2 protein-coding genes, 3 tRNA genes and 1 pseudogene are annotated in these 4,236 nt (G+C 37.0%); 5 read left to right on the top strand and 1 reads right to left on the bottom strand.

Annotated elements, in window-relative coordinates:
- Positions 1-13 precede the first annotated feature (13 nt).
- The 5 genes from BUB56_RS18945 (at position 14) to BUB56_RS18965 (ending at position 3,777) form a co-directional block, all read left to right on the top strand.
- Positions 14-89 (top strand) — tRNA-Lys (locus tag BUB56_RS18945).
- Positions 90-94: 5 nt separating this feature from the next.
- A tRNA-Cys gene (locus BUB56_RS18950) sits at positions 95-169 on the top strand.
- Positions 170-187: 18 nt separating this feature from the next.
- Positions 188-264 (top strand) — tRNA-Arg (locus tag BUB56_RS18955).
- Between the two features lie 151 nt (positions 265-415).
- A complete protein-coding gene (locus BUB56_RS18960) occupies positions 416-2,422 on the top strand; it encodes an ATP-binding protein (protein ID WP_110942805.1) in 2,007 nt (668 codons plus the stop codon).
- Positions 2,419-3,777, top strand: a complete 1,359-nt coding sequence (locus BUB56_RS18965) for a sigma-54-dependent transcriptional regulator (protein WP_110942806.1) — start codon at positions 2,419-2,421, stop codon at positions 3,775-3,777. Before BUB56_RS18960 ends, BUB56_RS18965 begins: the two co-directional genes overlap by 4 nt.
- 242 nt (positions 3,778-4,019) lie before the next feature.
- On the opposite strand, the pseudogene BUB56_RS18970 reads toward BUB56_RS18965, so the two are convergent.
- A pseudogene (locus BUB56_RS18970) lies at positions 4,020-4,236 on the bottom strand (hypothetical protein); the annotation flags it as partial.

Genomic DNA, 4,236 nt, shown 5'->3' on the forward strand with positions numbered 1-4,236 from the left:
CCCCAGCCATTAGGACCCATTAGCTCAGCAGGTAGAGCACTTGACTTTTAATCAAGGTGTCCCGCGTTCGAGCCGCGGATGGGTCACCAATTACGGCGGCATAGCCAAGTGGTAAGGCAGAGGTCTGCAAAACCTTTACTCCCCAGTTCAAATCTGGGTGCCGCCTCCATTATATATATGAATATATGCGCTGTTAGCTCAGTTGGATAGAGTACATGACTACGAATCATGGGGTCAGGGGTTCGAATCCCTTACAGCGCACCAAAAGAAACCCTTGCAAGTGTAATACCTGCAAGGGTTATTATTTTTTTTGATTGAAGGAAAATCTCGAAATGAAACGAATAATGTAAATATCTGAGTAAATTTACAACTTACTCTATTCGTTATTACTTATCCTCAAGATTTAGGGGGCTTTATGAACAAACGAATATTTTACTCAGCACTTATAATTCTAATGGTAGCAATTAGCATGTACTTTTCAATAATTGGCTATGCAGATGTCATCACAGATCTGAAAAATCACAAAAACCCAATATTGACATTTGAAGAGCAACGGTGGTTAAAGGAACAAGGATCTTTGATTTATGCTGCCGACAACAATGCACCCCCTCTTAGATTTGTAGATGCGGCAGACAATCAGTATAAAGGCGTAGTTGTGGACTATATTAACCTTTTATCATTGGAGTTGGGCGTTAACATTGAGCTTCATCCGTTACTTTGGCAGGATGCTCTGAAAAGCCTGGAGGAAGGCAAGTCCGATATCTGCGATATGTTTAGAAGCAAGGAGCGATCCAAGCACTTTCTATTTACAAATCCTATCTATAATTTAAGGGCAGTATTGGTTGTAAACTCCAATCATAGAGGGACCAGCAGCTTAGAAAGCATGGTTCTGGCTACACAAAAAGGGGATTATGTTAATGAATACCTTATAAACACTTATCCTGATATAAAGATTATTCAAGTAGATAATGTCTGCAGTGCCTTAGATTTGCTATTAGACGGAAAGGTAGATGCAGTAGCAGGCGATGAACCTGTAGTACTTTACCAGATAAAGAATAAAAATGCTGAATCTACCCTTCATATTAAGGAAACGCCTCTTTATGAAGAAGAAGTTGTATTTGCTGTGCCAAAGTCTAAGCCTCAGCTTGTAACGATTATAAATAAGGGAATTGCCGCGTTGAATGATACAAATCAGCTAGAACGAATCCAGCAAAAATGGTTTGGTATCTCTGCACCGATTGTTCAACTTCCCGATTATAGCACCAGAATTAAGTATATACTGGTAATCGCAGGTTTTCTAATGATGATTGTTGTTGGTATGGTTACATGGAACTACTTTTTGAAACAGGAAGTAGAGAGGAGAACAAAGGAGTTACTAGACAGTAAACATGACCTTCAAATAACCTTTGACGGCATGACGGAATATATAGCCGTCACAGACCTTGATCTGAAGATTGTAAATATCAATAAATCCTTTTTAGACTGTTTAGGGTATTCGCAATCTCAGGTACTTAACAGACATTGCAGAGAAATCTTTCAACACTTCAACTCTGTAAATATAGAGAACATGATTGCGGATACCATTGCTTCAGGAGAAAATCTGGAAGAAGAGATAACAAATATGGGTAATTACTATGTGGTTCGTACCTATCCCCTTAAAGATACCCGTGGAAGCATGAAAAACATCTTAATAGTAATTCAGAACATTACAAAAGAGAAAATATCAGAAAAACAAATACTTCAGGCGAATAAAATGGCTGCTATTGGTCAACTGGCAGCGGGCATGGGGCATGAAATAAGAAATCCACTGGGGATTATTAGAAATCACAGCTACATTTTAAGAGCCTTATACGAAGAGGAAAAAATAGTCCGTTCCCTTGATTATATTGACGCATCTGTAGAAAGAGCAAGTAGAATTATCGACAACCTTTTGGAATTTTCCAGACTTACAGGAGATGATAAAAGGTGGATTTACCTTAAAGATTTTATCGCCAAAATTTTAGAGCTTGAGCATAAAACATTAATGAAGCTTAATATTGAGTACTCCGTCGAGTGTAGTGAAAACATAAGACTCTATTCTAACATAGAATCCCTGAAACACATCTTAATCAATTTGATTTCAAATGCTGTAGATGCTATCGGTGAAAACGGCAGCATAAGGATAACCGTGTCTTCTAATGAGGAGCGAATCTCACTTAGTGTTGAAGATACTGGAAAAGGAATACCTGAAGATCAGCTGGAGAAAATATTCAATCCATTTTACTCCACGAAAGATCCCGGAAAAGGAACGGGCTTGGGTTTATATATCGTGTATAATGAGGTAGAAAAACTAAATGGACATATTTCTGTTACAAGTATTCCATATGAGAAAACGGTATTTGAAATTTCTTTACCTACTGGTAGTAAGGAGAATGTCATATGATTGAATCAAGCAAGATACTAATTGTAGACGATGAGGTCGAATACAGAGAAACCTATAAAATATTATTAGAGGGAAAGGGTTTTTTTGTAGGGGAAGCCAGTTCGGTCCAGGAGGCACTGGAAATACTTGAAAGAGAATATTATCCCATAGTGCTTTCTGATGTTATAATGCCAGGCAAGGATGGGTTTTATTTACTCAATGAGATAAAGAAAACTTATAGGGATGCTATCGAAGTAATTATCGTGACCGGATACGGAAGTATTGAAAGTGCGGTTAAGGCCATGAAAATAGGGGCATTAGGATACTTTATCAAAAGCAGAAATCCTGAAGAATTATTTAGTGAGATAGAAAAGGCCAAAAGGTTTATAAAATTAGAAACGCAAAATAATTTGATCAAAAAGGAAGCTAATTCAAAGGTCTTCTTACATCAAACAAAAAGCCCCAAGATGCTTGAGGTTCTGAAAGAGGTTGAAGTAGTATCCCAGTTTACGAGCAACATTTTGCTTACAGGGGAGACCGGGGTAGGCAAAGAAGTCATCGCCAGCTTAATTCACCAAAAAAGTAAGATGTCCAAAGAGTTGTTTGTACCAATAAACTGTCAGGCTATATCCGATAGTTTATTGGAGTCGGAATTATTTGGCCATGAAAAAGGTTCCTTTACAGGTGCCACTTCAAGACGTATTGGACGATTTGAAGAGGCAAATGGGGGAACGATATTTCTAGATGAAATAGGTGAAATGTCCCTTAACACGCAGGTTAAAATTTTGAGGGTATTAGATACCAGACAAATTGAGCGGATTGGTTCCAACAAGCAGATAAAAGTTAATTTTAGACTGATTTCTGCTACCAATAGAAATCTGCACAAAGAAATAGAATTAGGTAATTTTAGAGAAGACTTATTCTATAGAATCAATACAATAAATATTGAAATCCCTCCTTTAAGAGAAAGAAAAGAAGATCTCAAAGGTATGATAGACTTCTTTATTATGCATTTTAGCAATGAAATGAAGAAAAATATTAAGGGAATAGACAAAAACACGGAACAGTACTTATTAGAATATGATTATCCCGGGAATGTAAGAGAATTAAGGAATATCATTGAGCGAATCGTAGTATTGTCTACTGATGGGATATTGAGATTGAATACCCTAGGCAGTACAAATATAAAAGAGAAAACTGGCAAGCAAAATAAGGAAATTATCTCTTTCAAAAAGGCAAGAGAACAGTTTGAGATCGAGTACATAAAGGATGCACTGGAAAAATGCGATAATAATATCACACGGGCAGCCAATGCTATGGGTATAAGTAGAAGGCAGCTATTTAATAAACTGGTGGAGTATAATTTAAATAGGTAGATCCTTTTAAGAAGAAGGATGCCAGGTTTTCCTGCAGAACTAGGACAAACTTGGCATTTTCTTTGCATAAATAGGAGTGTGACATGTAATTCTATCCCATTATTTTTGTAAAGACCAGCTAATAAAAGTCAATAGGTTAGTTTAATTTTTTAAAAAAGTAGTTTTTCTAAAAAGTGTACAGCAAAGCTAACCATTGGTAAAAGCCGAACAATGGCTTCTCTAAAGAGTTGAGTTTTATCTACCTAAGCAGCGATGCTTCGATGTGAGTTTTTGTCTTTTCTCCATGCTTGATGATCTTCAGGGATCCTAAATACAAATGGCTTTTCATCACGGAGAACCGCGAAGATATAATGGAGAAGCTTGTGCATAACGGCTACAAGAGCCACTTTTTTCTTCTTGTTTTCACATTTTTTATGATAGTAGTTTCTCAACACAGGGTTAATTGCATCACCCTTTCGG

The organism is Geosporobacter subterraneus DSM 17957 (assembly GCF_900142145.1).
In the GTDB taxonomy this organism is placed as follows: domain Bacteria; phylum Bacillota; class Clostridia; order Peptostreptococcales; family Thermotaleaceae; genus Geosporobacter; species Geosporobacter subterraneus.

Bases quoted from the DNA above. Each gene is read 5' to 3' on its own strand.
- BUB56_RS18960 (WP_110942805.1), top strand. From the start codon at position 416: ATGAACAAACGAATATTTTACTCAGCACTTATAATTCTAATGGTAGCA.
- BUB56_RS18965 (WP_110942806.1), top strand. From the start codon at position 2,419: ATGATTGAATCAAGCAAGATACTAATTGTAGACGATGAGGTCGAATAC.